This window comes from Actinomadura sp. NPDC048955, assembly GCF_040649435.1.
Classification (GTDB): Bacteria; Actinomycetota; Actinomycetes; order Streptosporangiales; family Streptosporangiaceae; genus Spirillospora; species Spirillospora luteofluorescens.
In genome coordinates this window covers 67,593-90,358 of sequence record NZ_JBEZJI010000002.1, presented here as the reverse complement: position 1 = coordinate 90,358, position 22,766 = coordinate 67,593, and the positions used below count along the sequence as shown (strand labels likewise).

Genomic DNA, 22,766 nt, shown 5'->3' with positions numbered 1-22,766 from the left:
GTTGCCGGGATTGTCAACCCCGGCGGGAGGAACCAGGCGATGCCCAGCGGCGACGATCCCGGCGGCCGGCCGCTCACCGAGCGCGGCGCCCGGACCAGGGAGCGCCTGCTCGCCGCCGCCCGCGAGGTGTTCGAGGAACGCGGCTTCCCGGAGACCCGGGTCGCGCACATCACCCGGCACGCGGGCGTCGCCTACGGCTCCTTCTATACCTACTTCCCCACCAAGGAAGCGGTGTTCCTGGAGGTCGCCGACCGGCTCTTCGAGGAGATGACCGACCACGCGCTGGTGCCGTCCCCGGGGCCGGGCCCCGCCGACCGCGTCCGCCGCGCCAACCGCGCCTACTACGAGGCCTACCTGCGCAACGCCCGGATGATGGCGATCATCGAGCAGGTCGCCACGTTCAACGAGGAGTTCCAGGAGCTGCGGCGCAAGCACCGGGCCTCCTCGGTGGGGCGGTCCGCGCGGGTGATCGCGCGCTGGCAGCGGGAGGGGCTCGTCCCGCCCGACCTCGACGCGGAGACGGCGGCGGGCGCCCTCGCCACGATGGTCGACCACTCGCTGTACCTGTGGATCGTCCAGGGCAGCGATCCGCAGGGCGCCGAACGCCTCCTGGAGACCCTGGACACCCTCAGCGTCCGCGCCCTCGGCCTGCCCGACTAGGAGAGCCATGGAACCGACCCGCGATCTCGCCGCCGCGCTGGCGGACCGGCTCGGCGCCCGGGTCACGGGGCTGCGCCGGCTGTCCGGCGGCGCCAGCCGGGAGACCTGGTCGTTCGACGCGGACGGCCGCCCGCTCGTCCTGCGCCGCGACCGGCCCGGCTCCCTGGACCCGGCGGCGATGGGCCGCGAGGCGGGCCTGCTCGCCTCCGCCGCGCGGGCCGGCGTCCCGGTCCCGGGGCTGGCCGATCGCGGGGACGACCTGGACGGCGCCCACTACATGATCATGGAGCGGCTGGACGGGGAGACCATCCCGCGCCGGCTGCTGCGCGACGAGCGCTTCGCGGGCGTCCGTCCCGGTCTGGCGCGTGAGCTGGGCGGAATCCTGGCCCGGCTGCACACGATGGCGCCCGTCCCAGGGCTGCCCGACGACGACGCCCTCGCCGCCCTGACCGAGCACTACGCGGCGTTCGAGGCTCGTCCCGCCGTCGAGCTTGCGCTGCGCTGGCTGGACGAGCACCGTCCGGCGGCCGGCCGCCGGACGGTCGTCCACGGCGACTTCCGCAACGGGAACCTGATGATCTCCCCCGGCGGCGTGACCGGCGTCCTGGACTGGGAGCTCACCCACGTCGGTGACCCGGCCGAAGACCTCGGCTGGCTCTGCGTGAAGGCGTGGCGGTTCGGCTCCCCGCACCCCGTCGGGGGCTTCGGGACGCGTGACGACCTCCTCGCCGGCTACGCCGCCGCCGGGGGCGTGCCGCCCACGCTCGAAGAGCTCCACTGGTGGGAGGTCTACGGCACCCTCCGCTGGACGATCCTGTGCCGCCACCAGGCCGAGCGTTACCTCAGCGGTTCGGATCCTTCGATCGAGTACGCCGTCCTGGGCCGGAAGGTCTGCGAGCAGGAACACGACCTGCTTCTGGCTCTGGGATTGACGGAGCCGACGACCGTCCCGGATCCGTTGGAAAGTGCGGTCACGCCAGACAACGCCCCGCACGACCGGCCGGACGCGCACGCTCTCATCGACGCCGTAGGGGCGTTCCTCGCGGAGGCCGAGCAGCCCGATGACCGCCTCCGCTTCCATGCCCGCGTCGCCGCGTCCGCCCTGCGCATGGCCCGCAGGGAATTCCTTCTGGGCGACGCCCACAGAATCGCTCATCAGAACCGTCTGAAGCCTCTGGGATGCGCCACCGACGCCGATCTGGCGGCAGCCATTCGGGCGGGTGACCTCGACGACCGGATGGACGAGGTCGTGGCCGCGGTAAGGGCTTCGGTGACCGACAAACTAACGGTTGCGAACCCCCGCCACCTCTCACTCCCCAGCAGCTGACGGTCCCCGGCGTCGCGTAAGCGTTCGACGTCCTCCCCGAACGTCGGCGAGCCACCGACCCCGGAGGGCCGGTGGCTCGCTTTCAGGGCGACGCGGACCTTTCAGCAGTACTTCGAGGAACCCGTCCGACCCCACGAGCACTTGTCCGCCACCCGGCCATTGGGGTAGAGGAGGTACGCGGTGTCACCGGTGTTGTTCCACACGTACCATTTCCGGCCCCAATAGCGGTGCGCCGCGCTGTTGGAGCCCCTGCCGGTGTGAAGGTAAACCGACTTGCGGCCCTTCAAGGTGAAGGAGCCGAAGGTGTACGTGTACCCGGTCTTGTCGCGGACCTTGACGCCCTTCATGTTCCTGGACGACTTCGACGTGTTGAACAGCTGCACCCATTCGCCGTTCAGCGACGTGTTCGACCCTTTGTCGCTCCCGGGCGAGTCGTAGTACACCCGGTAGATCTGCACGGCGCTCGCGGCCTCCGCCGGCGTCGCCACCAGCACCCCGCCCGCCACCGCGACGGCGGCGGCCCCCGCAACGAGAAGCTTCCTCACCCCTGGACGCCCCTTCCGATCGACGAATCCCTAGATGTACCGGTATTCACCGACTGGTGGGGGGTTCTGGCCATGTCCGGGCCGGACGCCAACCGCGGGTCCCGGCCGCGCGTCCCACTTACCGCGTTGTCCCAGGTGGTCCGGGGAAACACGGAGGTTCTCAGGCCTCCTCGGGATCGTGGCCGAGCGCGTGCCGGCCGCCGTCCACGGGCACCACGGCGCCGTTGACGAAGCTCGCCTCGTCCGACAGCAGATAGGCGACGGCGGCCGCCACCTCGTCCGGCCGCCCCACCCGCCCGAGCGGATGGAGCCGGCGCATCTCGTCCTCGATGCGCGCGGCCTCCCCGGGCTCCTGCCGCCGGAGCAACCCCTCGTACCGTTCGGTGGTGATCGACCCCAGCGCGACGACGTTCGTCCGGACGCCGCGGGGCCCGTAGTCGACGGCCAGCGCCCGGCTCAGCCCCTCCACCGCCGCCTTCGCCGTGGCGTAGGGCAGCGAACCGCGCACCGGACGCCGCGCCTGGTGCGACGAGACGTTGACGATGGCGCCGCCCGTCCCCGCGTCCAGAAAGCGCCGGACCGCGGTCACGGACCCCACCACCGCCGGGTCGAAGTTCAGCGCCACGAGTCCGAGCAGCTCTTTCGGGGACGGATCGACGGCGTCCCGGAACACGGCCGCGTTGTTGACCCACCCGGCGAGCGTCCCCGCCTCCTGCGCCGCGTCGGCGGCCCGCTCCGCGACCTCCTCGTCCGCCGCGCTCCCGACGACCGCCGTCACGTCCGCCCGGTCCCGCGCCCAGCCGACCGCCGCCGCGTCCATCTCGATGACGACGACATGGCCGCCATCCGCCGCCAGCCGCTCCACGATCGCCCGCCCGACGCCGCGCCCGCCGCCGGTCACCACATGAGCCCGTCCCACACCGCACCCTCTCCTCGACCCAGTCCATGATCACCCGGAGGGCGGCATCGGCGTCACCCCCTCCGGACGTTTGCGCTGATACGGCCCCGCGGCCAGCACTCTCCGCGATAGGTTCGCTACGTTCCGGAATGGATTGCGACAAACCGGAGGGGCCATGCACGCCCGGGACTCACTGGACCCGTCACGCTCGATGTGGCATTTCATCGCCGTTCAACTGCGCCGCCACCGCGAGACGAACGGCATGTCGGGGCAGGCCCTCGGCGACGTCCTCGACTGCGACCGCTCGACCGTCTCCAGGTACGAGTCCGCGACGCTTCGCCTCAAGCCGACCCACGCCGAGACCGTCGACCGCCTCTGGAACACCGGCGGGATGTTCACGAACCTGGTGGGCTTCGCCGGCCTGGCGGACGAGGGCGACTGGCTGGCGTCCCTCGCCGCGTTCGAGCGGCGCGCGTCCCGGATCCGCATGTGGGAGCCCACGGTGATCCCCGGCCTGCTCCAGACCCCGGACTACGCCAGGGCGGCGCTGACGGCCGGCCCGGCGAACGACCTGAGCGCCGACCTGGAACGGCGCATGGCACGCAGGTCCGCCGTCTTCGACAGGGAGACGCCGCCCCGCGTGACCGCGTTCCTGAGCTGGGCCGCCCTGGCGCAGCTGATCGGCTCGCGCGAGATCATGCGCGACCAGATCGCCCATCTGCTGACGCTCGGCGAACTGCCACGGGTCAGCATCCGCGTGGTCGAGAACCAGGCCGGCGCCCACCCGGGCCTCGACGGGCCGATCACCGTCCTCACGGTGGACGACCGCGATCTCGCCTATGACGAGGCGACGACGCGCGGACGGTTCCTGATGGACCCGATCGCCGTCCAGGACGTGGTCGTGAGGTACGACTCGATCAGCGACATCGCCACTCCGGTCGGCCCTTCCAAGCTCCTCCTGGAAGCCGAACTGGAGCGATGGGCATGACCCCCTGGCGCAAGGCGAGCCGCAGCGGCACCAGCGGGCAGTCCAACTGCGTCGAGGTCGCGCGGCTGTCGGGCATCATCGGAATCCGCGACAGCAAGAACCCTTCCGGCACTCGGTTCATGCTCTCGGCGGCCGGTTTTCGCCGGTTCGCCGCAGAAATCAGACGCGGGGCCCACGACGCGCGCTGATGCACCGTCCTCGATTCAGTCGGAAGACGGATCTGGCCCGGGCCGCAAAGAGCCGCGCCGTGAATCCAGGCCGCAAGTCAAGACGGAGCCGTAACGGGCAGCATTTCGGTTGTGCCGAGAATGCGCAGGTCCCGAACTAATCGCTCTCGCGGCAGCTAGGCCGCATCCGCTTCACGGTTCGCACCATTGGTGAAGCATTCTCGGAATCTGAACGCCGGGATCGAGCGCGGCTCGCCCGACCTGCGCCGACTCGGCCTCCCGCCCGAAAAAGGTCCCGCCAGCGGGACCTTTTTCGGGCAACCCTTAAACCGCGCCGCGCGAGTATCCAGGATCGGACGGCATAAGTCGAGCCGCGGCGGGATCGGCGGGACCGGCCACACCGTCCACCTGTGGCCGACCACGGGAGCATTTCGAAAGAGGCCCATCTGCGATACGTCTTGAGATGAAGGTCCCCGTCATCTCATGGAAGGTGATCGCCGGTGGCGAACGTACTGGAAGAACGCGGGACGCTGCGGTCGGTGGTGCATTTGCTCAACACGCGTCACCACCGCGCTGCCCTGAACGTCTACGCATTCATCGTCATCGCCCACTGGGCCGAGCACGTCGTCCAGGCCATCCAGATCTGGGTGCTCGGCTGGCCGGTGCCCGAGGCGCGCGGAGTGCTGGGCGTGCCGTTCCCGTGGCTGGTCACCTCGGAATGGATGCACTACGGCTACGCCCTGATCATGCTGATCGGGCTCTTCCTGCTGCTGCCCGGGTTCACCGGACGGGCCCGCACGTGGTGGGCGGTCTCCCTCGGCATCCAGGTCTGGCACCACTTCGAGCACCTGCTGCTGCTGGTGCAGGCGATGTCCGACTCCTACATCGCCGGACGTCCCGCGCCCACGAGCATCATCCAGCTCCTGGTGCCGCGCGTGGAGCTGCACCTGTTCTACAACACGCTCGTCACCATCCCCATGGTGGTGGCGATGTACCTGCACCGCAGGCCGAGCGAGTCCGAGCGCGAGGCCATGCGCTGCTCGTGCGCCGCGCCGGTCCAGCGCAGGCCCGTCCCCGAAGCCGCGTGACGGACGGTGACACTCGAAAGGTCGCGGACCGCCCCGCCCCGGCGCCCCCGGGGCGTGACGCCGTTCGGAGTGCTCATGGCACTTTTCGGACTGGTCCTGATGTTCCTGGTGGTGCCCAACGCCGGGCCGGTGCTCCGCGCGTCGCAGACCGGGAAGGGGACCCCCGGCGTCTTCACCGCGCGAGAGCGGAGCTGCATCCGGCACCCTGGTCATGAGGCGTGCACACTGCGCGGGGCGTTCCGCTCCGACGACGGCTCGGTGGAACGTCCCACCGTGGCCCTGTACGGGAGCGGCAAGGGCCTGCGCGAGGGGGGCAGCGCCCGCGCCCGGGACGTCGGCCGATCGGGGACCGTCTACCTGCGGGACGCGTCCCACGAATGGATCATGAATGTGCTGCTGCTGGCGGCGGGCGGTCTGCTGATCTTCGTGGGGCTGCGCCGGATGCCGGCGCGCCGCGGGCGAGAGGCCGGATCGCCGGTGGCCGACGAGTGAGCGGAGGATGGCGCACCGCCGCGGGGCCGGGGTCAGGCGGGTGAGGTGGGTCAGGCGGGTGAGGCCTCGCAGAGTTCGACGATCCGCTCGCAGGCTTCGGTGATGTCGGTGAGCGGGAGTCCCCCGGTGTGCCCGGAGCCGGTGCGCCATCGGAACGCGGCCGCCTCGCACCAGACGCTCAGGCCGCGGCCGTCGGTGAGGGCGGTCTCGCCCGTGCCCTCCTCGGGCACGAGGTGGCCGAGGCCCCGCTGGACGAGCAGGGTCTGGAGGTCCTTGGTCGCGTAGGGCCCCTCGACCCTCCACACGTGGCGGCGGCGGGCGGTGTGCGGGAGCGGCAGGGCGAACCAGGTCGCCTTGCCGCGGACCGCCGGCGTCCGCAGCCGCGACCGGGACGGGTGATGGCCCCACCGGCCCTGCGTCAGAAGATCGACGATCTCCAGACCGCGGCCGTGGTCGGACCGGCCGGGGGCGCTGCCGCGGGGCCGCCAGTCCCTGCGCGTGTCGAAGGCCTTGACGACCAGTTCGTCGCGCCCGCGGCCGTCGCCTCGCTGGTAGACCCAGAGTTCGGCGCCCGAGGGGCCGTCGTGGGGCGTGGCGTGCTGCAGGACGTTCGCGGCGAGCTCGCTGACCATGAGCTTGATGTCGTGGACGTCCTGGACGGACAGGCCGAGCGCCGGGAGAAGGGCCGTGACGTGGGAGCGGGCGACGCGGGCGATGGAGTCGTCATCGGGCAGGGGAAGTGCCGCGCAGCCCCCGTCCTCCAGTCTCCAGGGGATCTCGCACATGGTCGCGGCCTTCGTCATGACGCCCACCCTCGGGGTTGCGGAGACATTCGCATTCAGACAATCGCGACATGAGTCTTTTGCTTCGCGAGTCGCTATGTGTGAATCACAGAAGTAGCCTCGCACATCTTCGGCCACCGGGCCCGCATCATGGCAAGAAAGTTGCATCTGCGAGTGAGACGTTCACTGATGCGCTCAAATGCCCACATAACACGCTTCGCCCCCGCGTCACCTGCGTGTACCGGCGGGTACCGGGACGGGCGGCCCCGCGCGCTGTAGCGTGGTCGGCGCCTGAGAGAGGGCCGCACACATGAGAGATCCCCCAGGGGTGCAGCCCTGGGGGATCTCGTGTGCGGCCCGGCCTCAGCGGTCGTAACGGCCCGCCCGCACGTCATCGAGGAACGCGGCGAGCACGGAACGGGAGACGACGTGCGCCCCGGCCTCCGGTGTCCTGCTGTCGCGCAGCGCCGCGGCCGTGTCGAGATCGGCGACCTCGACACAGCCCCCGTTGCTGCTGGCGCTGGCGGTCGCCTTGACCCATCGCGCCTGAGAGAGGTCCATGTCGGTGCTACTCCAGAGTTGAGATCACTTTCCTCAGATGCTCCGCGGTGTCGGCGGGGCTGAGCGCCGCCTGGCGGATCTGCTCGAAGATCTCGTCATGGGCCTCCACGTCGTCGGGGGTGTCGACCTCCTGGACGTCCGCGTCGTTCTCGAGGAAGACCATGGGCGGCTCGCCGCCGGGAAACCGGAAGATGTTGACCAGCGTGGACATGCCCGGGTGCATCCCGTCGGCGAGGCGCAGCAGCCGCAGTTCCACGTTCGGACGCTCGGACATGGCGAGCAGGTGGGCGAACTGGGCGCGCCGGTCGCCGGGCTCGCCCCACTCGTACAGCAGGGACGCCTCGGTGATGACCGCCGTCAGCTCGGGCGCCGTCCCGTCCCCGCGGTCGAGGATCTGCTGGCGGCGCAGCCGCGCGCGCATCGCGCGCTCCCGCCACTCCGGCGTCCTCGTCCCGACCGACAGCAGCGCCTGCATGTACGGCACGGTCTGCAGGAGACCCGGCAGGACCAGTGGCATGACCACCCTGATGCTCGACGCGTCGCTCTCGAAGCCCGGGAACTCGTTGTCGAACACCTCGGGGTAGTCACGCCACCAGGCCCGCCGCCGCGCACGGCCCGCCAGTTCCTCCAGCTCAGCGAGATCGCTGCCCTCGTAAATGCGCGCGAGGTCGCGAATGTCGCTGAGTTCGGGCCGCACCCAGTTGTTGGCCTCGAACCGGCCGACCTTCCCCCGTCCCCAGTTCAGCCGGTCGCAGACCTGATTGGCCGTGTATTCGGCCTCGACGCGCAGCTCTTTCAAGCGGCGTGCCAGCCCCCGCTTGGCGATGGTGGCCCCGTAAGCATCGCTCATCGGCGCCACCTCCCTTGACCAACGGCCGGCATCAGCATACGCCTTCCGAATTTGTGAATCACAGATTTGGCCGGTTCAGGAAGCGGCGTGGTCGAACTCCCCCTTCCGTACCCCGTCGAGGAAGCAGGACCACTCGTTCTCGTCGAACACCGAGATCAGCTTCCCGGACGTGCGCAGCAGCGTCCACTCGCCGGCGAAGGCGACCTCGATGCCGCCCTCGTCGGTCTGCGAGCGCCGCCACTCCAGGACGCCGGGGTCGATGCCCAGGTCCTCGACGGACGGCTTCCTCACCCTTCCCTCCTCGCCACCGCGCAGTAAGCCCACCGCGAGCCGTCGCTGTCGGCCGCGTCGGGGTCCTCCGCGCCCCACTCACCGATGTAGCAGACCTTCGCCGCCGACCCCTCCCACGGCGGGACGATCTCCATTCCGGTGAAGAAGCGCTCGACCTCCGCACGCGACCGCAACTGGACGCTCGCGGTGGACCTGGCGTAGACGTCCCTGACCGTGCCGACCGCCCGGTCGGCCTGCCGGTCGCCGGTGCCGGCGGACAGCACCAGGTAGCTGCCAGGCGCGAGCCGGTCCATGTACTCCCGGACGATGCCCCACGGGTCGTCGTCGTCCGGGATGAAGTGGACCAGCGCCACGACCAGCAGCGCGACGGGCTCGGTCAGGTCGATCATCCCGGCGGTGACCTCGTGCCCGAGCACCCCGTCGGGGTCGCGGAAGTCGGCCGTGATGAACGCCGTCCCGGTGGACCCCGCCAGCAGCTTCTCGGCGTGGGCCCGCACCATCGGGTCGTTGTCGGCGTACAGGACGCGCGCGTCGGGCGCGACCGCCTGCGCGGCGTCATGGGTGTTGTTCATCGTCGGCAGGCCCGCGCCCACGTCGATGAACTGCCGGACCCCCTGCTGGGCCAGCCATCGCACCGAGCGCTGCAGGAAGCCGCGGTTGGCCCAGGCCGCGTCGCCGGCCTCCGGCATGTTCGCCAGGACCTTCTCCGCCGCCGCACGATCGACCTCGAAGTTGTCGGTGCCCCCGAGGTAGTAGTCGTACATCCGGGCCGGGGTCGGGACCGTGGTGTCCACTCCGGGCGGAACCTGCTCGGTGTCGCTCACCCATCGCTCCCTTGCCAACTTGTGATGCACGAATTATGAAGCAAGGGTCGACCCTCCCGCGCCGCTTCCGCAAGGGTTCTCCGGCCCCCTCCGCCGGGCTCGCGGGGTTCGCACTCCCTTTGGCGGGCATGACCGGCCCAAAGGGGGAAAAGGCATGAAAACCGAAGCTGATCTCGCGCTACGCCAACTCTCGATGCGGTTCATCGGCAACGCGACGACGCTGCTGCGCTGCGGGCCGTTCACCCTGCTGACCGACCCCAACTTCCTGCATCGCGGGCAGCGCGCCTATCTCGGGTTCGGGCTGTCCTCCCGGCGCCTCACCGAGCCCGCCCTCCAGGCCGGCGACCTGCCGCGGCTGGACGCCGTCGTCCTGTCCCACCTCCACGGTGACCACTGGGACCGGATCGCCCGCGCGAAACTCGACCGCGGCCTGCCCATCGTCACCACACCCCACGCGGCCCGGCGCCTCCAGGGCTTGCACCGCTTCCGCCACGCGGTCGGCCTGCGCACCTGGGAGTCGCACACCCTCGTCAAGGACGGCTCGCTGCTGCGCATCACGTCCATGCCGGGCCGGCACGCCCCCGGCCCCGCCCAGTGGCTGCTGCCGCCGGTCATGGGCAGCCTCCTGGAGTTCGGCCCCGTGAGCGGCGACGTGCGGTTCCGCCTCTACATCACCGGCGACACCCTGATGTTCGACGGCATCCAGCAGATCGCCCGCCGCACCTCCGACATCGATCTGGCCGTGCTCCACCTGGGCGGCACCACGCTGCCCGGCGGGCTCGTGGTCACCATGGACGGCGCCCAGGGCGCGGACGTCGTCGAGACGATCCGCCCCGCGGTCGCGGTGCCGGTCCACTACAACGACTACGCCGTCATGAAGTCACCCCTGGACGACTTCCGTCGCGAGCTGGAGCGTCGTGGACTGACCGGCCGGGCCACGTACGTCGCGCCGGGGGAGACCCACGCCTTCCACCGCCCGTGAGGCCCGGGATATCCGCTGTGAGCTGGGTAAATACACCTAGAGAACCTACGGTTGGACATGACATGTTCGAGATCGAGGACATTCGTCAATGGCGCGGCCGGACCGTGATCGACCCGACCGGGAGCAAGATCGGGCCGCTGGAGGCCGTCTACGTCGACACGCTCACCGACCAGCCCTCGTTCGCCACGGTCAGGATCGGCCTGCCGACCCGGCAGCGCCTGGTCTTCGTGCCGCTGGCCGGATGCACGCTGGGCCCGGACCACCTCCGCGTCGCGCACGACAAGAAGCAGGTCAAGGGCGCTCCGGGGATCGACACCAACGGCGAGCTCTTCGCCGATGCCGAACCCGAGGTCTTCGCCTACTACAGCCTCCCCTACCGGGCGGCGCCCGACGAACGACTCCTCGCCCGCCGCTGACCCCACGGGCCGCTAGCGCCCGTCGAGCAGGGGGCGGCGTGGGTCCCACCGCGTCCCGTCGCGCCCGTCGCGGCGGCGCCGTGCGATGCCCGACAGCGCCTCCAGGACGACGCGGTTCGCCAGAGCCGAGGTGATGTCGGCGTTGTCGTAGGGCGGGGAGACCTCCACGACGTCGACCCCGACGACCGGCAGCTCGTAGGTGACGCGCCGGACCGCGTCCAGGAGCTCGCGCCCGGTCAGCCCGCCGGGCTCGGGTGTCCCGGTGCCCGGGGCGTGGCCCGGGTCGCACACGTCGATGTCGACCGACAGGAACACCCCGTCGCACTCGTCGGTGGCGATCTCGAACGCCTCCGTCAGGCACTCGTCCAGGCCGCGAGCGACGATCTCGGACATCTCGTAGGAGCGCATGCCCTGCGCGGCCATCCACTCCAGCGTCTCGGGACCCGGCCAGTACCCGCGCAGGCCCAGCTGCAGGAACCGGTCGCCGCGCACCGCCCCGGACTCGATCAGCCGCCGCATCGGCTGCCCGTGGCCGACCAGCGAACCGAGGTTCACGTCGCCCGTGTCGGCGTGCGCGTCGAAGTGGACCATCGAGACCCGCCCGGCGCCCAGGTGGTCGGCCACCCCGGCGGCGTCGGGCCACGCGATCGTGTGGTCGCCGCCGAGGATGAGCGGAATCGTCCCGGTACGGGCGACCGCGTACACCGCCTCCTGAAGTGATCGGACGGAACGCTCGGCGTCCCCGGAGTACATCTCGACATCGCCGGCGTCGTGGACCTTGAGGTCGCCCCGGAGCCCGTCGACCCGCAGGGCCAGGGACGGACGCGAGCCGTCGTGGGGCAGGTAGCAGGACCGGCGGATGTACTGCGGTCCGAAGCGGGTTCCCGGCCGGTGGGACGTGCCGCCGTCGAACGGCGCCCCGATGATGACCACGTCGGCGTCCTCGTACGTGGACGGGTCGGACCAGGTGCAGCGGGGCACCCCGAGGAACGTGATGTCGGGACCGAACTGCGAACCGTACCTTCCGGGCATTCGCCACCTCCACCGTCTCTCTTCCCGCACCGGGCTCATCCGATGTGCGGACGGCCCCGTCCCGAGCCGGTCTTGGGACGGGGCCGCCCTGCGGCGGGGTGTCAGCCGCCGGTGCCGGAGCGCTCCGCGGTCGCGATGATCGTCGTCGCGTCCTCGGGCAGCAGGTGGCCGGCGCTCACCGAGGCCTGCGCGGCCGCCCGGACCTTGCTCACGTAGCCGGCGTGCGTCGGGTACAGCACGCTGAGCACCGGCTCCGCCGTGAACGGAAGGGACGGATCGGACGGGTCGCCCGCGTCATGCCGGTCCCAGGGATCGGCGCCGCCGTTCCACGGGTCCCGGGCGCCGTAGAGGCCGCAGAAGACGCCGCTGCCCGCGGTGTCGCGCATCCCGGTGAGCGTCCGGGTCGGGACCGTGACGTCCGGAAGCCGCACGCCCCCGGTCGCGAGCCCGGTGCGCGGGTCGCGCAGGATCGTGTCGAGCGGCGCCCCGCTCGCCGGCCGCGCCCCGCCGCGCGCCCACGCGTCCAGCCGGCGCAGCGCCGCGTTCATCGCGTAGTGACCGGGCCCGTCGTTGTACGGGGCCGACCCGGCCGCGCAGCCGGGCGCCGGCGCGTCCGCCCCTGCCGACCTCTCCACCGTCGCCTGGCCGAGGTCGTAGGCCCACTGGTCGCCGTGCGAGGTGCCGGCCAGCTCCCAGTGCACGATCCGGTCGGTGTCCGGCTGGCGCGCGGCCGCTGCCAGGGGGACGTCGGTCTCGGTCAGCACCACGAAGGTGGGCACGGGCAGGTCCGTCCGGATCCGGGACGGATTCGGCATCCACAGCGTGTCGGACAGTTCGCCGCTGATCGGGGCTCCGACCGCGCCGTTGCTGTGGATCATGAAGCCGTCGTAGACCCGCGACACCGGCTGGACGGCGTTGGCGTAGGTGGTCATGAGCCCGGCGGACTGCGACTCCCCGTCCGCCAGCAGCGTCCGCACCGCGAGGCCGCCGAGCGGGTCGGGACCGTCCGGGCTGCGCAGCGCCTGCCCGGCCTGGGAGAAGATGTCGTAGGAGAAGGCGTCCCCGGGGTGGACGAGGCCGCCGTACCGGGCCGGGTCCCATCCCTTGAGCCCGCGGATCTTCCCGAGCCCGCCGTTGACGCCGACGGACTGCGCCGAGACGCCGACCCACGCGTAGCCCTTGCGCAGCAGTTCGTCCCGCTCGAACCAGTAGTCCGGGGACAGCTCCAGCTGGCCGCTGACGTTGAGCCACTCGACCACGACGGTCCCGTTGAACTTCGCCGGATCGGAGGGGCGCCGGACCAGGAGCCTGGTCTTGTAAGGGGCCTGCCCGGACGCCCGCACGTCCCACCGGCCGTCGGACGTCCACAGGCCGGACTTGGCGTACGAGCTGGCGGTGCCGGTGATGAAGTACTCGCTCTCGGTGTACCCGAACGACCCGAGATCCTCGGCCGCCGCCAGGAACGGGAAGCCGTGGGCGCCCGGGGGCGGGACGGTGACCACGGGCCCGTCGGCCGCGGCCAGGGCGGGGGGCGAGGCGCACAGCGGGGCGGCGAGCAGCCCCGCCCCCGCCGCCGCGGCGGCGAGCCGCCGCCAGGGAACCCGCAGGGAGAAACGCACGGTGACCTCCACGATGTCAGGGGGCCACAGTGTCCGCCGGGCGTCCCGCCCTCCACATCGCGCGAATCACCAGTCGCGCGAACGGCGCCGCCCCGTCCAGGTTCTGGACGGGGCGGCGCCGTTCTCGGTGTTACCAGCGGTACCAGCGACCGCGCTTGCCGGACGGGCCCGCGCTGCGCAGCACGAAGCCCAGCAGCCACAGGATCAGGACGATCGCGGCCACGACCCAAAGGATCTTGAGAGTGAAGCCGACGCCGAACAGGATCAGCGCCAGCAGAAGCACCAGGATCATCAGCCAAGGCATTGGGGGTCCTCCTCGGGGGTCTGCCTTTGGTCCGTTCGGGCCGTTTTGTCCCCGGCAAATGAAGCTTGATGCACGACAAAGATCTCATTTCGGACACACGGTGGAAGGGCCTGGGAGGCGGCCCCGCCAGACCTCGGTCAGAGGGGGCCATCGCCCGCACGCGCCCCCTAGGTGGTAAGCCACAGGGAGCCGGACCCGGCGAAAGCCCCGGGGCTAGAAATCGGTGAGAGGTTCGGCCTGGTAGGCCTGGTGCAGCAGGTCCAGGAAGTGAGGGGCTGCGGGGACGGGGGTCGCGCCGATCTGGTGGACCGCGACCCCCGGCGTCCAGGAGTTCATGACCACGGCGCCGGCAAGGCCCGGCACGTCGGCGGGGGTGACCTGCCGGACGCGCTGGGGGACGCCGAGGCGGTCCAGTTGCCGGCGGACGATGCCCATCGTGGTCCCGAGCAGCATCTCGGCCTCGGGCCACACCACGGCGTCGCCGTCCCAGAAGGCCAGGTTCCAGATCGTCGCCTCGCTGAGCCGTCCCCGGCGGTCGACGAAGGCGGCGTCGTCGAAGCCGTCCTGGACGGCCCGGCGCATGAGGTGGGTCTTGGCCACCTCCCCGACGTGCTTCAGGGCGGGCAGATACCGGTCGTACTCGACCGTCGCCAGCCTCAGCGGACCTTCCGGGCCGGACGCGGGCGGCCCGGTCCGGACCAGGACTTCGGGCTCTCCCGGCTTCTCGCCCGCGGTGAACTCCCCCGGCGACGAGTACATGGTGGCCGTGAGCGAGACGTCCGCGGGCCCCGCCTCCAGCGCCGCCCGCAGGTAGGACCGCACCCGCTCGTCCGGCAGCGCCCTCCCGAACAGCTCCATCGAGGCGGACCGCAGCCGTCCCAGGTGAAGGTCGAGGCCCCGGACCTTGCCGCCACGCACCTGCATGGCGGTGAAGTGGGCGAAGCCGGCGAAGGCGAGCGGCGCGAGCTCGTCGGAGGTCGCCGCGCGGCCATTGCGTTGGACGGCAAGACTGGTCATGTGCTCCTCCAGCGTGCGGAATGATCGCCTACAGGACGACGTTAGGCATTCACACTGGTGAGAAGGTCAATCCAGGACGGTGACATGCTGATCGGGGAGTTGTCCCGCCGTACGGGTGTCAGCCCGCGGCTTCTGCGGTACTACGAGGAGCAGGGCCTGCTCCAGGCCGAGCGCGGCTCGAACGGCTACCGCCGCTACGGCGACGATTCAGTGCTCACCGTGCGGAAGATCCGCGTGCTGCTGGACGCGGGCCTGACGTCCGAGGTGATCCGGCAGGTGCTCCCCTGCACCCGCAGCGACCAGCCGGACTTCGACTGGTGCGCCGGCATCCGCGACCTCCTCGACCGCGAGCTCACGGCGCTCAACGCACGCATCGAGGGCCTCCAGCGCAACCACGACACCCTCACCGGATTCCTCGGCCGACGGTCGGCACCCGAGTAGCCGCCCGTCCAAGATCTGAGCCATCTCCGATGACTCCTGACCACACGGGCGGTCCACCTTCTCAAGCGACCGAGTGGAGTGAGTTGCGTGGACCTGTACAGCATCATGCCGGTGAACGACCAGGCCAAGGCTCTGGCGTGGTTCGAGGTGTTCTTCGGGCGCCCGGCGGACGAGGTCATCGGCGAGGAGCATCTGTGGCAGGTCGGCGAGAACGCGTGGGTGGTCGTCGACCATCGTGACGTGCGCGCCGACCGCGTGGGCCAGGCCATGGTGACGCTCGGCGTGACCGACCTCGACGACATCCTGGCCCGCCTCGCCGCCCACGGCATCGCGCACGAACCCGTGGAGACCTACAGCAACGGTGTCCGTCACGTCGCCGTCCTGGACCCCGACGGCAACAGCCTCTCCCTGGCCGAGGCCCCCACGGAGTAGGCGGAAACGGCCGCCTTATTCGGCCGGAGTTCGAGTGAGGTGGCGTCCCATTCGGTGGGCGCCCTCATTGGCCATGTCGGACTGGGTGCCCGGTGGGGGGACTCGAACCTCGATGCGTCCGTTCTGGATCCGCGCCTCGTAGGACGGTTGCGGCGCGCTGGCCGGGCCGCGCTCGATGCCGCCGTCGTCGAGGCGGAACGTACTGCCATGCCATGGGCAGGTGACGCAACCGTCCTCGATCGTCCCCTCGCCCAGGGGGCCGCCCAGGTGGGTGCAGGTCGCGGCGATGGCGTGCAGCTTCGTGGACGTCCGGTAGAGCAGGACCCGCACGCCGTCCGCGTCCGCTGTGCGGTGCTCGCCCTCGGCGAGTTCGGACGCCGCCAGTACCGGAGTCCACTCTTCCGGCCCCTGCTGCCACGCGGTGCGGTTGACGTTGACGCCCCTGGTGAAGGTCAGGTGTCCGCCGAGGTAGGCGCTGATCCCCATCGCCGCGAAGCCGGCGAACCGGAGGGCCTTGGCCTTGCCGGAACGCACTCCGAGGGACGCCGCGTAGAGCGCGAGGGCCGCCGTGTTGACGCCCGCGTGGACGAGCCCCACCCGGCGCTCGGCTCCCAGCGTGTCGGCCCAGTCGTTGAACCCGCTCAGGGCCGTCGGCACGGCGGCGGCCACTCCGGCCGCGGTCAGCAGGTCGGCGACCGGTTCCGCCTCGGGTCCCCCGGCGACGTCCACCAGCCCGGCCATGCTCCACGCGCCGATCGCCACGTCGGTGAGCACCGGATGCAGCGGGTGCCCCAGTTTGGTCCCGCTGAGCAGATCGCGGACGAGGCGCGGCCTGACCGCCCGTTGCACCACGGAACTGAGCGGTTCGGCGACCTTGTCCAGGGCCTCCGCGTTCTCCAGCCGATGGACCGCCCTGTGCGGCATGCTCATAACACCCTCCCCCAAGGCACGACTACACGTTCGCTCCCCTATCCCCCGAACACCCCCTGAAACCGCCCCCACTGCGACACCCCGCCACCAACCACCCTCCCGAGGGTGGCGAGGGCGGTGCGATCCCGGCCGTCCACCGCCGTCCGGCCAGATCCAGGCGGCTGTCAAAAATCGAGCAACGCTCACGGGCTCACGAACGCACAATGCTCGGGTGACCCGACCCAGAATCCGCGTCGCCGCCTATGTGATCAGGCACCGTCCTGGCCCCGAGCTCCTTGTCTTCGACCACGTCGGCCTGCCTCAGGCCGGCACCCAGGTTCCGGCCGGCGGCGTCCAGCCTGGGGAGACGCCCGAACGGGCCGTCTTGCGGGAGGTCCTCGAAGAGACCGGCCTGCGCACCGCCTCGGTGGTCGGGCGACTCGGCATGGACGACAAGCCCCATCCCGACACCGGCCGGCCGCGCAGGACCACCTATTTCCATCTCCACGTGCCCGCCACCACCGCGGACGCGTGGAACCACGAGGTATGCGGCGATGGAGACGACGCCGGCCTGGCCTTCGCCTGTCGTTTCCTGCCGCTGCCGCTCACACGCCCCCTGGCAGATGATCAAGACGCCTGGCTGGGCCGCATCGACCCCCGATGGGCCACCGCGACCCACGACCGGCGGTGACCACCGCCGCCCAGCGCTGGGGAGTGTCCTCAGGGAAAGGAACGGCCCTCGCACCGCGGGTACGAGGGCCAGTGCGGAGGCGTCGCCGATGGCCGGCTCCGCCGGGTGGCGAGGTCTTCACGCCGCGACCGCCGTCACGACGGAGGCGATGAAGATCCACCACCAGTGCCACGCCTGGTCGAGGGCGTACGCCCCCGTCCCCAGCGAGGGGTTGTCGTCCTTCCCGGCGCGCGGAACGCCGAGCTGGTAGAAGGACCCGACGGCCTCACCCTTGAGCCCCTGCAACCTGTCGACGAGTTCGGCCAGGCGTTGCAGGGTGGTCCGGCGGTCGGCCCAGAAGTGGGTGACCGCCGAGATCAGCTGTCCGAGGACGAAGCTGAACAGCGAGACCCGTAACTCGAAGAGCGCCCACATCACGGCGACGATCAGCGCCGTGCAGGCGGTGTACGACGCGACGTGCCGCAGGCATGCCAGGCGCCCCTTCCACATGTGGGCGCCGTGCAGTCCCTTGTCCCTGGACTGGGCTTGGGTCTGGACCCAGTGGTCGGCGACGTTGTGCGTGACGAGCATGGAAACCAGCACGACCACGAAGGTCAGGGCGGCAACTATGTAATCCGTAGACATGTCGACCTCACGGTGTTTCAGTTACTGGCCCAGGGGACCCGGGCGACCGGCACCGAGCGCCGGATAATCGTTACCGTTTCACAGGCGGCACCGGACAGGCAGCCGCTCGCCGCCACGCATGCGCTTCGGGGGAGCCTCCATCACCGGAGCGGCACGCCCACGCCGCCTCGGACCCCGGGCACCACCTGCCGGGACCGACGAGCGCGGCGATTCAGAAGTCGACATTTCGGGCTCGGTCCGAGGGGCCGGACCGCGGTCGCGCAGGGGGACGGGGACCGGCGGCGACCCCGCATCCCCGCCCGGACCGCCGGCGCCATGGCGTCGGCGCGAAACTGCCAGGATTGGTTACGCTCGGCGCGGAACCAATCCAGCGTCACAAGCATCACATAAGGCGAGAAAGGTGCAACGGCACCCGGCAGCCTCTCGCTGCGGTACCTTGCACGCTCCCCCCATTTCCAAGCATGGAGGAATACATGCGGCGTGTCGCCATCGTGACCGTCCTCTCCGGCGCCCTGGCCGCCGGTGTCCTCGCGGCGGGTCCGGCCGCGCAGGCGCAGACCAAGCCGGCCGACAAGCTCGGCAAGGAGGTGACCACCACCAGCCAGGAGGCGCTCTCCAAGAAGCAGCTCATCTCCGAGGCGGAGCGCATGGGCCAGCCGCTGACCTCCAAGGAGAAGGCCTCGGTCCAGGCGGCCACGTACTGCCGCACCATCCAGTACACCCGCGGCCGGAAGGCCTCCAACGGCAAGTGGATCATCGCGGTCACCAACCGCCTCTACTTCTGCTACAACGGCTACTCCGTCCGCTCCTACCGGGCCGGCTTCAAGGCCTACACCTACAACAAGTACAAGTGGGTGTGGAAGGGCTGGAAGCTCAAGACGGTCACCCACCCCAGCAACTGGGCCTACGTGACGTCCTACGCCCAGGGCGCGTTCTACTACACGGGGAACCGCCACACCTACAAGCCGTACGTCATCCTGCGCGGCTACAAGAACGGCGCCTACAAGTGGAAGGTCGGCGGCTGAGCCTGCCGGACCGAAGCGAGACCTCACCGTGAGCCGCCGCTCCATTCGCCGGCATTGGGAAGCCACCGCACCGGGGCCGACCCAGGCGACGGAGCCGGCGCCATGGTGACGAACGCAGATCACGCGGGCTGATTCACAGGCCGAACACGGCCCGCACAGAGTGATCACAGGAAGCTCCTGGTCGGCCGGGGTGTGCGCACACCCGGGCCACCAGGAGCTTTCTGCTGTTCCGCCGCAGGCTCCGGGCCCTGCGACGCGCGGGGGCAGGACGATGTGCTCGTGCACCTCGGGTGGCCCAGACCATCGCGCGAACGGCGTCACGGGTCATTCGCGCGGACGCTTGCGGCCGACTATGCCGGCGCGTCCGACGACCGCAGTCGATCGGCCAGAAGCCCCTGGAACCGCGGGCAGGTCATGATGTCGTCGTGCGGGCATTCGCCCTCGATCATGTCGAGTGCGGCCTGCGCCCGGGCGATCCGCGCCAGCAGCATCTCGCGATGGCGGGCCGTCACCTCGCGGCGGGCCGGCCTGGACCGGGCGTCCAGCATCGTCCGGATGTCGGCGAGTCCGAAGCCCGCCTTCTTCGAGATCAGGATCGCCGCCACCCGGTGCACGTCGGCGTCGCCGTAGCGGCGCCGGTCGCCGGCGCGGGCCGGTGCCAGCAGCCCCTCCGCCTCCCAGTAGCGCAGCACGTGCGTCGGCAGCCCGAACTGCGCCGCCACTTCGCCGATTGACTTCATGTCGACATTAAGTCGCACAATGGCGGCCATGTCCAAGCTGCTCACCGTCCTCGACGCCTTCGACGACCTGCCCCAAGCCCGCCACCTGCGAGAACACACTTACCAAGCGCTGGGCGACACGGTGGTCGACGTCGGCTGCGGGAGCGGCCGCGCCGTCGGCGAGCTGGCCGCGCGAGGGGCGCGGTCCATCGGCGTCGACCTGGACCCCGACATGATCGAGGTCGCCGCCGGACGCTGGCCCGCGAGCGAGTTCCACGTCGCCGACGCCACCGCGCTGCCCCTCGCCGACGGCTCCGTCACCGGCTACCGCGCCGACAAGGTCCTGCACGCCCTCGCCGAACCCGAGCAGGCCGTCGCCGAGGCCCGGCGGGTCCTGGCCACCCACGGCCGGGCGGTGCTCATCGGCCAGGACTGGGACACGTTCGTCATCGACTCCGACGATCCCGAACTCACACGCTCCCTCGTCCACGCCCGCGCGGACGCCCTGCCCCACCCGCGGGTCGCCCGCCGCTACCGGAATCTCCTGCTGGACAACGGGTTCACCGACGTCACCGTCGACGTCCACACTCTCGTGTGGACGGACGCCGCATGCCTGCCGCTCCTCGCCGGCATCGGAGGAGAAGGCACCTGGTTCGACGACCAGGTCGCCAGGGCACGCGACGACCGCCTGTTCCTCGCCATCCCGTTCTTCATCGCCTCAGGCACCCGCACCACCTGAACCCCGGCTCACCGACCGCCGCCGTCAGCGTCAGCCCGCAACAGCAGCTCCTTCCCTCCGGTTCCCTCCGGGAGGAGCCGCACCTCTTTCACCCCGGCATGCACGCGACTCGCTGGGGGGCTCACCTGCGGATTCGAACATCCCACTTGCCGTTGGCGGCGAATCCACGACGGTCCTCTTCGGAGCACGTCTTAGAGGCGTGCCTCGAAGAAGAACGCCCTAGGGCGTCACCACAACCGAAAGGGGAGCGAAATGCTTCTCACAATTGGCGTTTTCGGCCTGCTCGCCTTCGCCTACGCACGGCTGACGGACAGGCAGAGGTCGGCACGCGCCGCCATCATCGTGGTGTTCCTGGCCCTCATCTCGTGGGTCGGGGAGATCACCATCTCCATGGCCGTCCTCACCGCGGTGGGGTACCTGGCGGGCTCGATCTTCAACCAGTTCAGCGCGTCCCTCACCGAGGCCCTCAAGGAGTCGAAGTGGGCCCCGGTCGTGGCCCGCGTGAACAAGCTCGCGTTCGTCGTGTTCGTCGCAGCGGCGGCGCTCCTCACGGTCACAGGGCTGACGTCCTGAGCCGCAGCAGCACCCGGGTGTTCCGGCGGACCCTCCCGCCGGAACACCCACCCTCCGACCGAGTTCACACTGGAGTGGACGCGTTCCTACAATCGCGACGGAGGCGTGGGCAGCCAGTCCGCATGGCGGTTCTTCAGGCCGTCACGCTCCCGAACGCTCGGAGCGATCACATCGGCTCCCCCGTCATAAGGGTGATAGAGCCACCTGAGATCCAGCGGGCTGATGATCACATGGCCGAGCTCGTCGTCGGCCACGCACCGCAGGAGCGGATCCAGCGTCGCGCGGCGAAGGGGAGCCGTACTGACCCGCAGCGTCAGCGGTATCTCGACCTCCGGGTGTTCACCGGGATCGATCGTCAGCCATGGAACCGCACCGGCGTGAGTCCGCGGGGCGGCAGGAGCCTGGACGGGTGCGTCCGCGAAGTATCCGGCGATCACATAGAGGCCCTCGTCCGCCCCGAGCTCGGCGAGGACGCGGTGATGACGATCAAGGATCACCTCGTACTCCCGCTCCGTCTCGGCATACCGCTTGGAGTCGGGCAGACTGTGAAACCGCACCCAGCGATCGGGATGCCGTGCGCTCAGTGCGCAACCGATCGGCGCGCCACCCCATCGCGTGCGCCACAAAGCGGTCAGCGACTTCACCTCGTCCTCGGTCACGATTCCCCACCTCCAGCAGTGATAGATCGCCTTTCGACAATCCAGTTACCTGCTCGCATGCCTTTGTGACTCCTGCGACAGGAAACGCGCCCTGCACGTCCAGATCACTGGATGAGCTCAGCGCGGGCACACGCTTGGGCCGCTGGATCGCCAGCCGTTCAAACCGCTTGATCGCCTGGCCCGCACTCGATCGGCCGGCCGGTACCGAACGGTCCGTCTCCTCATCACGACCGTCCGCAATCACCGGCTGGGATCTACACGGCCGGGGGAAGTGGCGGCAGCGGTAGCGGCAGCCCTGGTAGGCCGTCGATGCTGGCCGCGACGTGCTCCTTCTTCTGGAAGTACGCGTCGAGCGACTCGTCGGTCTCGCGCGCGAAGCGCGATGCGTGCAGCGGACGGTCCTCTTCGTAGGTCATGAACGGGACGGCGTACCCGCAGGTGTCGCGGATCTTCTCGGCGGTCACCACAATGATCGCTCGCAGGCCGTGCAGGGTCGGGTCGATGTCGGGGAAATGGCCCATCAGTTCGCTCCAGCGCGCGTCGTCGCGGAAGACCGGCTCTCCGCGGCCGTGCACGCGCACGATGTTGGGCGGACCGTCGAAGGCGCACCACATCAGCGTGATGCGGCCATTCTCGCGCAGATGGGCGATGGTCTCGGCATTGCTGCCGGCGAAATCGAGGTAGGCGACGGTGAGCTCGTCGAGCACGGCGAACGAGCCGTTGAGCCCCTTGGGCGAAAGGTTGACGGTGCCGTCGCCGTCCAGCGGCGCCGTCGCGGTGAAGAAGATGTGCTGCGCCTCGATGAAGGTACGCAGCCTGCCGTCTATCCGCTCGTAGCTCTTTCCCATAGACCGAGTATGACGGCGAGGCGAAATCTCCTACCGGGCGGTCCGGTTTGCCTGTTGCTGTGCGGCGAACGCAAGTGGGCCCGAACCACCAGCCGTCGCGATGCAGCGGGCCCCGCTCGGCGAGCCGACCCAGTCGGACAGGCCTTGTCCAATGAAGTACGGCAACGGCTGACTTTCCGCTGCTCCTCAGCTGCGTTGTGGCGATCGTAGATCTGGGATGTGGAGCGCTCCGCTACGGGTCACACGAGCAAGATCCGCACCAG

Annotated in this window: 30 protein-coding genes; 14 read left to right on the top strand and 16 right to left on the bottom strand. The window is 70.4% G+C overall.

From position 1 onward, the window contains the following. The first annotated feature begins 39 nt into the window (after positions 1 to 39). Positions 40 to 660, top strand: coding sequence for a TetR/AcrR family transcriptional regulator (locus AB0C84_RS02440; RefSeq protein ID WP_361060364.1), 621 nt, complete (start codon positions 40 to 42; stop codon positions 658 to 660). 7 nt (positions 661 to 667) lie between these two features. Continuing rightward, positions 668 to 1,987 carry a phosphotransferase family protein gene (locus AB0C84_RS02435; RefSeq protein ID WP_361060362.1) on the top strand — a complete coding sequence of 440 codons (1,320 nt, stop codon included), beginning with the start codon at positions 668 to 670 and terminating at the stop codon, positions 1,985 to 1,987. Positions 1,988 to 2,088: 101 nt separating this feature from the next. Here the strand turns inward: AB0C84_RS02435 and AB0C84_RS02430 are convergent, their stop codons facing one another. Together AB0C84_RS02430 and AB0C84_RS02425 are read right to left on the bottom strand one after the other, a co-directional pair. After that, positions 2,089 to 2,532 (bottom strand): lamin tail domain-containing protein, encoded by a 444-nt coding sequence (locus AB0C84_RS02430; protein ID WP_258944941.1) that lies wholly within the window; start codon positions 2,530 to 2,532, stop codon positions 2,089 to 2,091. A 160-nt stretch (positions 2,533 to 2,692) separates the two neighbouring features. Then, the gene (locus AB0C84_RS02425) at positions 2,693 to 3,451 is read right to left on the bottom strand and encodes an SDR family oxidoreductase (protein WP_361060359.1); all 759 of its coding nucleotides are present in this window, start codon (positions 3,449 to 3,451) and stop codon (positions 2,693 to 2,695) included. A 154-nt stretch (positions 3,452 to 3,605) separates the two neighbouring features. On the opposite strand from AB0C84_RS02425, the gene AB0C84_RS02420 reads away from it, so the two are divergent. From AB0C84_RS02420 to AB0C84_RS02405, 4 genes are all read left to right on the top strand, one after another. Further along, positions 3,606 to 4,418 carry a helix-turn-helix transcriptional regulator gene (locus AB0C84_RS02420; RefSeq protein ID WP_339156156.1) on the top strand — a complete coding sequence of 271 codons (813 nt, stop codon included), beginning with the start codon at positions 3,606 to 3,608 and terminating at the stop codon, positions 4,416 to 4,418. Beyond that, positions 4,415 to 4,606, top strand: coding sequence for a DUF397 domain-containing protein (locus AB0C84_RS02415; protein WP_361060356.1), 192 nt, complete (start codon positions 4,415 to 4,417; stop codon positions 4,604 to 4,606). Before AB0C84_RS02420 ends, AB0C84_RS02415 begins: the two co-directional genes overlap by 4 nt. A 479-nt stretch (positions 4,607 to 5,085) precedes the next feature. Continuing rightward, positions 5,086 to 5,673: a hypothetical protein gene (locus tag AB0C84_RS02410; RefSeq protein ID WP_361060354.1), complete on the top strand. Its 588-nt coding sequence runs from the start codon at positions 5,086 to 5,088 to the stop codon at positions 5,671 to 5,673. A gap of 75 nt (positions 5,674 to 5,748) precedes the next feature. Continuing rightward, positions 5,749 to 6,165, top strand: a complete 417-nt coding sequence (locus AB0C84_RS02405) for a hypothetical protein (protein ID WP_361060352.1) — start codon at positions 5,749 to 5,751, stop codon at positions 6,163 to 6,165. A 50-nt stretch (positions 6,166 to 6,215) separates the two neighbouring features. Here the strand turns inward: AB0C84_RS02405 and AB0C84_RS02400 are convergent, their stop codons facing one another. The 5 genes from AB0C84_RS02400 to AB0C84_RS02380 all read right to left on the bottom strand — a co-directional run bounded on the left by AB0C84_RS02400 (position 6,216) and on the right by AB0C84_RS02380 (position 9,473). Then, complete coding sequence (locus tag AB0C84_RS02400) at positions 6,216 to 6,968, bottom strand: hypothetical protein (RefSeq protein ID WP_361060350.1); 753 nt, start codon at positions 6,966 to 6,968, stop codon at positions 6,216 to 6,218. Positions 6,969 to 7,310: 342 nt separating this feature from the next. Further along, on the bottom strand, positions 7,311 to 7,508 hold the full coding sequence (locus tag AB0C84_RS02395) for a DUF397 domain-containing protein (RefSeq protein ID WP_089315203.1): 198 nt from the start codon (positions 7,506 to 7,508) through the stop codon (positions 7,311 to 7,313). Between the two features lie 7 nt (positions 7,509 to 7,515). Continuing rightward, positions 7,516 to 8,358, bottom strand: coding sequence for a helix-turn-helix transcriptional regulator (locus AB0C84_RS02390; RefSeq protein ID WP_361060348.1), 843 nt, complete (start codon positions 8,356 to 8,358; stop codon positions 7,516 to 7,518). Positions 8,359 to 8,433: 75 nt separating this feature from the next. Continuing rightward, on the bottom strand, positions 8,434 to 8,649 hold the full coding sequence (locus tag AB0C84_RS02385) for a hypothetical protein (RefSeq protein WP_258944949.1): 216 nt from the start codon (positions 8,647 to 8,649) through the stop codon (positions 8,434 to 8,436). Continuing rightward, positions 8,646 to 9,473, bottom strand: coding sequence for an SAM-dependent methyltransferase (locus tag AB0C84_RS02380; protein ID WP_258944950.1), 828 nt, complete (start codon positions 9,471 to 9,473; stop codon positions 8,646 to 8,648). The genes AB0C84_RS02385 and AB0C84_RS02380 overlap by 4 nt, the downstream gene beginning before the upstream one ends. 154 nt (positions 9,474 to 9,627) lie before the next feature. Between AB0C84_RS02380 and AB0C84_RS02375 the strand changes: the two genes are divergently transcribed. Both AB0C84_RS02375 and AB0C84_RS02370 read left to right on the top strand, forming a co-directional pair. Further along, entirely contained in the window at positions 9,628 to 10,455 is an 828-nt protein-coding gene (locus tag AB0C84_RS02375) for an MBL fold metallo-hydrolase (protein WP_361060345.1), read from the top strand. 62 nt (positions 10,456 to 10,517) lie between these two features. Then, positions 10,518 to 10,871 (top strand): PRC-barrel domain-containing protein, encoded by a 354-nt coding sequence (locus AB0C84_RS02370; RefSeq protein WP_258944952.1) that lies wholly within the window; start codon positions 10,518 to 10,520, stop codon positions 10,869 to 10,871. A gap of 12 nt (positions 10,872 to 10,883) precedes the next feature. Here AB0C84_RS02370 and speB read toward each other — a convergent pair whose 3' ends face one another. From speB to AB0C84_RS02350, 4 genes are all read right to left on the bottom strand, one after another. Continuing rightward, positions 10,884 to 11,903 carry an agmatinase gene (speB, locus tag AB0C84_RS02365; RefSeq protein WP_361060343.1) on the bottom strand — a complete coding sequence of 340 codons (1,020 nt, stop codon included), beginning with the start codon at positions 11,901 to 11,903 and terminating at the stop codon, positions 10,884 to 10,886. A gap of 101 nt (positions 11,904 to 12,004) precedes the next feature. Continuing rightward, the gene (locus AB0C84_RS02360; RefSeq protein ID WP_361060341.1) at positions 12,005 to 13,522 is read right to left on the bottom strand and encodes an alpha/beta hydrolase domain-containing protein; all 1,518 of its coding nucleotides are present in this window, start codon (positions 13,520 to 13,522) and stop codon (positions 12,005 to 12,007) included. A gap of 130 nt (positions 13,523 to 13,652) precedes the next feature. Then, on the bottom strand, positions 13,653 to 13,826 hold the full coding sequence (locus tag AB0C84_RS02355; RefSeq protein ID WP_089315210.1) for a hydrophobic protein: 174 nt from the start codon (positions 13,824 to 13,826) through the stop codon (positions 13,653 to 13,655). 213 nt (positions 13,827 to 14,039) lie between these two features. Beyond that, positions 14,040 to 14,843 carry an aminotransferase class IV family protein gene (locus AB0C84_RS02350; RefSeq protein WP_361060339.1) on the bottom strand — a complete coding sequence of 268 codons (804 nt, stop codon included), beginning with the start codon at positions 14,841 to 14,843 and terminating at the stop codon, positions 14,040 to 14,042. A gap of 84 nt (positions 14,844 to 14,927) precedes the next feature. Here AB0C84_RS02350 and AB0C84_RS02345 point away from each other — a divergent pair, with 84 nt between their 5' ends. Beyond that, entirely contained in the window at positions 14,928 to 15,284 is a 357-nt protein-coding gene (locus tag AB0C84_RS02345) for a MerR family transcriptional regulator (protein WP_361060337.1), read from the top strand. 87 nt (positions 15,285 to 15,371) lie between these two features. Next, the gene (locus AB0C84_RS02340; RefSeq protein ID WP_361060335.1) at positions 15,372 to 15,716 is read left to right on the top strand and encodes a VOC family protein; all 345 of its coding nucleotides are present in this window, start codon (positions 15,372 to 15,374) and stop codon (positions 15,714 to 15,716) included. A 15-nt stretch (positions 15,717 to 15,731) separates the two neighbouring features. On the opposite strand, the gene AB0C84_RS02335 is transcribed toward AB0C84_RS02340, so the two are convergent. Next, complete coding sequence (locus AB0C84_RS02335) at positions 15,732 to 16,646, bottom strand: Rieske (2Fe-2S) protein (protein ID WP_361060333.1); 915 nt, start codon at positions 16,644 to 16,646, stop codon at positions 15,732 to 15,734. Positions 16,647 to 16,857: 211 nt separating this feature from the next. Here AB0C84_RS02335 and AB0C84_RS02330 point away from each other — a divergent pair, with 211 nt between their 5' ends. Then, entirely contained in the window at positions 16,858 to 17,316 is a 459-nt protein-coding gene (locus tag AB0C84_RS02330) for an NUDIX domain-containing protein (protein WP_361060331.1), read from the top strand. Between the two features lie 117 nt (positions 17,317 to 17,433). On the opposite strand, the gene AB0C84_RS02325 is transcribed toward AB0C84_RS02330, so the two are convergent. Then, complete coding sequence (locus tag AB0C84_RS02325) at positions 17,434 to 17,940, bottom strand: transcriptional regulator (RefSeq protein ID WP_361060329.1); 507 nt, start codon at positions 17,938 to 17,940, stop codon at positions 17,434 to 17,436. A gap of 473 nt (positions 17,941 to 18,413) precedes the next feature. On the opposite strand from AB0C84_RS02325, the gene AB0C84_RS02320 reads away from it, so the two are divergent. Then, a complete protein-coding gene (locus AB0C84_RS02320) occupies positions 18,414 to 18,965 on the top strand; it encodes a hypothetical protein (protein ID WP_361060327.1) in 552 nt (183 codons plus the stop codon). Between the two features lie 350 nt (positions 18,966 to 19,315). Here the strand turns inward: AB0C84_RS02320 and AB0C84_RS02315 are convergent, their stop codons facing one another. Continuing rightward, positions 19,316 to 19,705 (bottom strand): MerR family transcriptional regulator, encoded by a 390-nt coding sequence (locus AB0C84_RS02315; protein WP_361060325.1) that lies wholly within the window; start codon positions 19,703 to 19,705, stop codon positions 19,316 to 19,318. A 28-nt stretch (positions 19,706 to 19,733) separates the two neighbouring features. Here AB0C84_RS02315 and AB0C84_RS02310 point away from each other — a divergent pair, with 28 nt between their 5' ends. Both AB0C84_RS02310 and AB0C84_RS02305 read left to right on the top strand, forming a co-directional pair. Beyond that, on the top strand, positions 19,734 to 20,423 hold the full coding sequence (locus AB0C84_RS02310) for a methyltransferase domain-containing protein (RefSeq protein WP_361060323.1): 690 nt from the start codon (positions 19,734 to 19,736) through the stop codon (positions 20,421 to 20,423). Positions 20,424 to 20,675: 252 nt separating this feature from the next. Beyond that, positions 20,676 to 20,996, top strand: a complete 321-nt coding sequence (locus AB0C84_RS02305; RefSeq protein WP_361060321.1) for a hypothetical protein — start codon at positions 20,676 to 20,678, stop codon at positions 20,994 to 20,996. An 86-nt stretch (positions 20,997 to 21,082) separates the two neighbouring features. On the opposite strand, the gene AB0C84_RS02300 is transcribed toward AB0C84_RS02305, so the two are convergent. Together AB0C84_RS02300 and AB0C84_RS02295 are read right to left on the bottom strand one after the other, a co-directional pair. Further along, positions 21,083 to 21,655, bottom strand: coding sequence for a hypothetical protein (locus tag AB0C84_RS02300; RefSeq protein WP_361060319.1), 573 nt, complete (start codon positions 21,653 to 21,655; stop codon positions 21,083 to 21,085). Positions 21,656 to 21,909: 254 nt separating this feature from the next. Beyond that, positions 21,910 to 22,503, bottom strand: a complete 594-nt coding sequence (locus AB0C84_RS02295; protein ID WP_361060317.1) for a pyridoxamine 5'-phosphate oxidase family protein — start codon at positions 22,501 to 22,503, stop codon at positions 21,910 to 21,912. Between the last annotated feature and the right edge of the window lie 263 nt (positions 22,504 to 22,766).